This window comes from uncultured Campylobacter sp. (assembly GCF_938030815.1).
Lineage (GTDB): Bacteria > Campylobacterota > Campylobacteria > Campylobacterales > Campylobacteraceae > Campylobacter_B.
On sequence record NZ_CALHII010000287.1, the window covers coordinates 1 to 5911 of the forward strand.

The following is a 5911-nucleotide window of genomic DNA, read 5'->3' on the forward strand; positions in this document are numbered from 1 at the left end:
CACGCCCGCTTTTTTACCCGCCTGCAGTAGTGAGTATTCGCCGCTTACGTTATATGCGCAGATCGGCAGCAGCGTGCGCTCTCTAAGGTCTCTGATTAGATCCAGATACGCAAGCGCGGGCTTTATCATCAAAATATCCGCTCCCTGCGCCTCGTCCTGCAGGCTTTCGTTGATCGCCTCAAATCTATTTGCGGGATCCATCTGGTAGCTGCTGCGATCGCCAAAACTTGGCGCGCTCTCCGCCACGTCGCGAAACGGCCCGTAGTAGCCGCTGGCAAACTTCGTCGAATACGCCATAATCGGTAAATTTTCAAATCCGCCGCGATCGAGCGTCTCTCGCAAGGTAGCGATAATACCGTCCATCATGCCGCTTGGAGCAATCATATCCGCGCCCGCTTTGGCGTGGATGAGCGCTTGCTGCGCCGAAATTTCAAGCGTCGCGTCGTTATCCACCGTCTGATGCACATGATCGATGATGCCGCAGTGACCGTGGTCGGTGTATTCGCAAAAGCACAGATCGGTGATGACGAGCAAATTTGGAAATTTAGCCTTTATAGCGCGCAGCGAAGTCGCGATGATGCCGTCCTCGCTTAGCGCGTCCGAGCCGATACTGTCCTTTAGCGAAGGAATTCCAAAAAGTAAAATTTTATCCAACCCAAGCGTGAAAAGGGTCTCGCACTCTTTTAAAATTTCATCCAAGCTCATCTGAAATACGCCGGGCATCGAGGCGATCTCCTTTTTGATGCCGCTTCCTTCCACCACAAAAAGCGGATAGATTAGAAAGCGGGTTTGCAGATCGGTTTGTTGCACTAGATCCCTAAGCGCGGGATTTATTCGTAGTCTCCTAAATCGTTTAAACATTATTTTTCCTTTTTTAGCTAGAATTGTGAGATTTATAATATCACAATCGGAGTAAATTTAAGCATGGATATAAAAATTTCAGAGGTCGCAAATCTCCCCTCTCGTTTCGGAAGCTTCCGCGTTCAGTCGTTTAAGCAAGGCGAGAAAGAGCATTTAGTAATATTTAAGCAGCCTTTGGAGGGCGTCGTAAACGTACGTATCCACTCGGAGTGCCTTACCGGCGATGCGATCGGCAGCCTAAAGTGCGACTGCGGTGAACAGCTCGAAGCGAGCCTAAAATATATCGAAGAGCATGGCGGAATAGTGATCTATCTGCGTCAAGAGGGGCGCAATATCGGGCTTTTTAATAAAATCAACGCCTACGCGCTGCAAGATCAAGGGCTAGATACGATCGAAGCAAACCATCAGCTCGGCTTCAAAGCGGACGAGCGAACCTACGAGATCGTGGATTTCATACTCGCTCATTTTGGAATTTCGCGCATAAATCTGCTTACGAACAATCCGCAAAAGCTGCACGATCTAAAGGTCGAAGTGGTCGCGCGCGTGCCGATAATCATTACGCCGAATAAATTTAACGAAAACTATCTGCGCGTCAAAAAAGAGCAGATGGGGCATCTGCTGTGAAGCTTGCGCCGGACGAAAGTTTTAACGAGCAGGTCGCTAAATTTAAAGCCTGTCTGCAAAAATTTAACCGCGTCCATAGCCTCACGAATTACGACGATTTGGACGCGGTGGTGCGCGACAGCCTAAGCGGAGCGAATTTCATACCGCGCTATCCGCGCATTGCGTGCGACATCGGCTCGGGAGCGGGCTTTCCGGGGCTCTTTTTGGCGCTCGCGCTGCCGCTGTGCGAGTGGCATTTATTTGAGCCAAATCAAAAAAAAGCGGCGTTTCTAACCTACGCAAAGGTTAGTCTTGCGCTAGCTAACGTAAAAATCCACGCCGAGCGCGTGCAAGACGGCGCAAAGCTGCGCGCCGATCTGATAAGCTCGCGAGCGCTAATGAGCGCACGAAGCTTAATTGAAATTTGCCGCGGCTTTTACGATCAAAACACTACGTTTTTGCTCTACAAGGGCTCAGGCGCAGAGGCGGAAGCGGCGGAATTCCGCAAGGAATTTACGAGTGCGCGCTGCGAAATTTTTAGCGGCGAAAACGCTTTGAAAAATAGAAAATTTTTAGTGATCAAAGGGGTGAAATAATGGGAAAAATTCTAGCCATCGCCGTTATCGCGGCGCTCATATATTTTTTGATAGTGCCTAGATTTCGCGTAAAGAAAAAGGACGATGCGACCGAGCTTTTGGCGTGCGACGAGTGCGGGACGTACTTTAGCAGCGACGAGCTTGCTTTGCGCGATAAAAAGCGCCTTTGCAAATCCTGCGAAGCCAAACTAAGGGGCGGCAAATGATCATCCTAGGCCACGCGCTCGTGCCCTACGAGCCGCTGTATCTCATCAAAAACGGCGACGAAGTTTTCAAATACGACAATCTGCTCTTTAAATTTAACGACAGGCTCATCGCCGTGGCGCAAAAGGCGCAGAAAAAATTTAGCGTTATTACGAACGATATAAATGAAATTTTACTCGCAAACGGCGCAGGTGCGCGCTTTATCATCGTGGATAAAAAATCAGCCGCGGCCGCACAAAAGCTGGCAAACGATTATCTTTTCGACGCCAAGATCGCGATGTTTATCAGCTCTACGCGGGCGTTAAAAAACTTAGCCGAGCTCGGCATCGACGCGGCGATCTTTAAAGACGCGATCGCAAACGCGCCTAAATCGCTACTTGCAAGCATCGGAGATAGCGTAGGCTCGAAATTTCACTTCGGGCTTCCGAAAAAAGATGAAATTTTCGGCGGCGCGCAAAAGCTCGCGGATAAAATTTCGGCTCTGGATAAAAAGCTAAGCGCGCCCGCAGCTGGTAAAAATGACGATATCTGGAAAAAATAGTAAAATCCTAAGCGAATTTATTCGCGGGTATAAAATTCCTATGACTCATGCAAATTAAAATTCCGTGCGAAATTTTGCCTAGCCACGCAGCTTGGAATTTCACTCGAAATTTCGCCTGCTTACGCGGATCGGAATTCTACGCGGAATTTTGCCCTCTTTCGCAAATTAGAATTCTGCGCGAAATTTCACGTGTCCTCTGCAAAATTTTCTCGCTTATTCAATTTAAAATTTTATCCGCTCGGATATATTTAAATTTTACGTAGAATTTCGCCTGCCTTCGCGGCAAGAAATTTTAAAAAGAATTTTATCCTCCCGCGCGATGCGAAATTTTACTAAATTTTCTACGCGCGATATAAAATCTACGTAAATTTTACTCGCGCAATTAACGTAAATAAAATTCCGAATCTGCCTAAGCTTCATAGAATTTCGCGCAAAATTTTACTTACAGAGACGATATAAATTCCTAGCCATTATTTTAAAATTTGCTCGCGTTTTAGCTGCTTTTATATGCACGGTAAGGATTTTTTAAAGCTAAAATTTTATATAATTATGCGTTTCAAAAAGGCATATTTTGAGTACTAAATTCTTTCTAGCGATCCTTGCGATAGGCGTTATAATGGGGCTTTGCGCGGGGATCTTAAACTTCGGTATCAACGAAATTGAAACTTTTGCTTTCGGGCATAATGATGAGGAATTTCACATTATCACGGAGCAAACCACTGCGCTTAGGCGCTTTCTTAGCGTCCTCGCAGCCGGCGCAATCGTAACTTTAATTAGAATTCTGCTAATAAGACTAAAACCTTTTTTAAACGTAGCTTCGATGATGGAGGGACAAAATCCGCCGTTTTGGCAAAATTTAATCCACTCGGTTTTGCAGCTTGCAGCCATCGCCATGGGCGCACCGGTAGGCAGTGAGGCTGCCCCGCGCGAGCTAGGTGGCTTGTTTGCGGCTAAAATTTGCCGCACCTTAAATATCGGCGGAGATGAGCTTCGGCTATTTGTCGCATGTGGCGCGGGAGCGGGACTAGGCGCTGTATATAACGTCCCGTTAGCGGGCGCGCTTTTTAGCCTAGAAATTTTACTTAAAAGCTTCGATACTCAAGCGATTTTGTGCGCCTTTGCCACTAGTGCGGTGGCTACAGCTACAGCGGAATTCGGAGCTTCAAAAGAAATTTATTACGCAGTTTCGAACTTCGCCCCTACCCCGCAGAATTTACTCGCAGCGGCGATAATCGGGCTTGTCACGGGGGTTGCGGCGAAATATTTCCAAGACGGGGTGCGCTTGTGCGAAAAGCTGCGCATAAAAAGCCTCAAAATCGCACTTACACTACCATTTGCATTCGTGCTTACCGCGGCGATCGGCGCATATGTACCCGAAATTTTAGGTAACGGGCGCTCTGCAGCGCAGTTTGCTTTCAACTCCGCATCCTTTAGTCCATATTTGCTTGCGATCTTACTTTGCAAAGCGTTTTGCATTCTGATGATCTTTCGCTGCGGCGGATACGGCGGCACGCTCACGCCGAGTTTCGCGCTGGGCGCAGTTTTGGGGCTATGCGTTGGATTTGCGATCGGCGAAATTCTACCTATTAGCCTAAGCGCAGCGGGCGTTTGCGGAGGGGCTGCCTTTTTAGCGATCAACCTAAACGCGCCGCTTTGTGCCTTTGCCCTAAGCGCAGGATTTTGTGGGCTAAATATCAACTCATATTCGGTCGTCGTTTTTAGCATCGTATGTGCCGTGATCGCTAGAAATTTACTGACGAAAAATTTAGCGTAGTCGCAGCGCTGATAATTCATACGCTGCAAACATGAATCGATGGGCGCGGCGATGATGGTCCAAGAACCTGCCCCGTCAGCATAGAGTGAGCGCCATAGGTCGCATCATTGGGCTAGGTCGGAGCCGTAATGATATGTGCCTAAGCTGATCGTTGGTAAATTTAAGATAAAATTTCGCCACTTTAACCAAAGGAGAAAACAATGGGTTTACTTTCATTCGTAGCCGAAGCAGGCAAGAAACTACTAGGTCTAGGCGATGACGCCAAGCACGTAAAAGACGAGATCGCCGCCAATCTCAGCTCTACGCCGGTAGAGGGGCTAGAGGTCGAGGTGCAGGGCGACACCGTCAAAATCAGCGGCAACGCCGATAAGGAAACTCTCGAAAAAGCAGCCCTCATCGCGGGCAACACCGCAGGCATCAAAAACGTGCAGATTGAGGGCATTAGAGAGGATAGCGCCGAGAACTACTACACCATCGTAAAGGGCGATAATTTATCTAAAATCGCGAAGAAATTCTACGGCGACGCGAATAAATACAAGATTATTTTCGACGCCAACCGCGAGGTTATCAAGGATGCGAACCTCATCTATCCGGGGCAGAAAATCAGAATTCCAAAAGCTTAAGCTCGCTTTTGAATGCCGCGGCTTGATTTTGCAAGCCGCGGATTTTACGTTTTACGAAGTGCGGTTTTGCAAACTGGCGGCGCGAGCGCGGTTTTTTGTGGAGCGTGATTTTGAGCTGGCTGTGCAGCGCGACTTTGGCGAGCTAAATTTTACGAGTTAGCGAGGCGCCGCGTTTTACGTTTTAAGAGGCGTGGTTTTGCAAACTAGCGGGACGGCATGATTGTGTGAGCTATGAATTTTACAGACTACAGATTTGCGAGCCGTACGGCGGCTGATAGTAAATTATCCGCCGCACTTGCGTGCCGCCATCCTATTTTGGAGCATATAAAACGCTTTGAAATTCTATTTATAAAGAGCTCGATTTGGATAAATTTAAAGCCGGTGCTGCGCTAAGGAAAGAAGAGACTAGGGACTACGACAAAGAGCCACTAGTTTTGCGGGATTATTCCGGTTTTCCTTTAATTTTACACTATTTGATTATTTTAATATTTTGGATTACTGCTTCTGGGTTTTGCATTAGTTGCTTAGATGATTTTGAAAGCGGTATTTTAGATTTTGACGACACAAAACAAACGATAATAAAATTTGGCTTTGCGATAGTTGTATTTTTGATATTTGATTGTTTTAATATTATAAATTTAAAGAAAAAATATACCTATTTTTATAATTCAAAAGTTGCATATTATGATCAAAATTTTAAAGAAATTAG

Annotated in this window: 10 protein-coding genes; 9 read left to right on the plus strand and 1 reads right to left on the minus strand. The window is 46.8% G+C overall.

The annotated features are described in order from the left end of the window. Positions 1-861 (minus strand): porphobilinogen synthase (gene hemB, locus Q0277_RS10800; protein WP_297998035.1); only part of this gene is annotated, 861 nt, incomplete at its 3' end. A gap of 63 nt (positions 862-924) precedes the next feature. Between hemB and ribA the strand changes: the two genes are divergently transcribed. The 9 genes from ribA to Q0277_RS10845 all read left to right on the plus strand — a co-directional run. Further along, positions 925-1485, plus strand: a complete 561-nt coding sequence (gene ribA / locus Q0277_RS10805) for a GTP cyclohydrolase II (protein ID WP_297998038.1) — start codon at positions 925-927, stop codon at positions 1483-1485. After that, positions 1482-2060, plus strand: coding sequence for a 16S rRNA (guanine(527)-N(7))-methyltransferase RsmG (gene rsmG, locus Q0277_RS10810; protein WP_297998041.1), 579 nt, complete (start codon positions 1482-1484; stop codon positions 2058-2060). Before ribA ends, rsmG begins: the two co-directional genes overlap by 4 nt. Further along, positions 2060-2266: a hypothetical protein gene (locus Q0277_RS10815; protein WP_297998043.1), complete on the plus strand. Its 207-nt coding sequence runs from the start codon at positions 2060-2062 to the stop codon at positions 2264-2266. The genes rsmG and Q0277_RS10815 overlap by 1 nt, the downstream gene beginning before the upstream one ends. Then, on the plus strand, positions 2263-2805 hold the full coding sequence (locus tag Q0277_RS10820; RefSeq protein ID WP_297998046.1) for a hypothetical protein: 543 nt from the start codon (positions 2263-2265) through the stop codon (positions 2803-2805). The genes Q0277_RS10815 and Q0277_RS10820 overlap by 4 nt, the downstream gene beginning before the upstream one ends. Before the next feature lie 571 nt (positions 2806-3376). Then, positions 3377-4579: a chloride channel protein gene (locus tag Q0277_RS10825; RefSeq protein ID WP_297998049.1), complete on the plus strand. Its 1203-nt coding sequence runs from the start codon at positions 3377-3379 to the stop codon at positions 4577-4579. A gap of 200 nt (positions 4580-4779) precedes the next feature. Continuing rightward, the gene (gene lysM, locus Q0277_RS10830; RefSeq protein ID WP_297998052.1) at positions 4780-5202 is read left to right on the plus strand and encodes a peptidoglycan-binding protein LysM; all 423 of its coding nucleotides are present in this window, start codon (positions 4780-4782) and stop codon (positions 5200-5202) included. Positions 5203-5230: 28 nt separating this feature from the next. Next, positions 5231-5362, plus strand: coding sequence for a hypothetical protein (locus Q0277_RS10835; RefSeq protein WP_297998054.1), 132 nt, complete (start codon positions 5231-5233; stop codon positions 5360-5362). A 71-nt stretch (positions 5363-5433) separates the two neighbouring features. Next, a complete protein-coding gene (locus tag Q0277_RS10840; RefSeq protein WP_297998056.1) occupies positions 5434-5595 on the plus strand; it encodes a hypothetical protein in 162 nt (53 codons plus the stop codon). Further along, the coding region (locus Q0277_RS10845) for a hypothetical protein (protein WP_297998058.1) at positions 5565-5911 on the plus strand (347 nt) is incomplete at its 3' end. The genes Q0277_RS10840 and Q0277_RS10845, both read left to right, overlap by 31 nt.

Excerpts from the sequence above, each read along its gene's own strand:
- ribA (WP_297998038.1), top strand. The coding sequence starts at position 925 with ATGGATATAAAAATTTCAGAGGTCGCAAATCTCCCCTCTCGTTTCGGA.
- Q0277_RS10815 (WP_297998043.1), top strand. The coding sequence starts at position 2,060 with ATGGGAAAAATTCTAGCCATCGCCGTTATCGCGGCGCTCATATATTTT.
- Q0277_RS10820 (WP_297998046.1), top strand. The coding sequence starts at position 2,263 with ATGATCATCCTAGGCCACGCGCTCGTGCCCTACGAGCCGCTGTATCTC.
- lysM (WP_297998052.1), top strand. The coding sequence starts at position 4,780 with ATGGGTTTACTTTCATTCGTAGCCGAAGCAGGCAAGAAACTACTAGGT.
- Q0277_RS10840 (WP_297998056.1), top strand. The coding sequence starts at position 5,434 with ATGAATTTTACAGACTACAGATTTGCGAGCCGTACGGCGGCTGATAGT.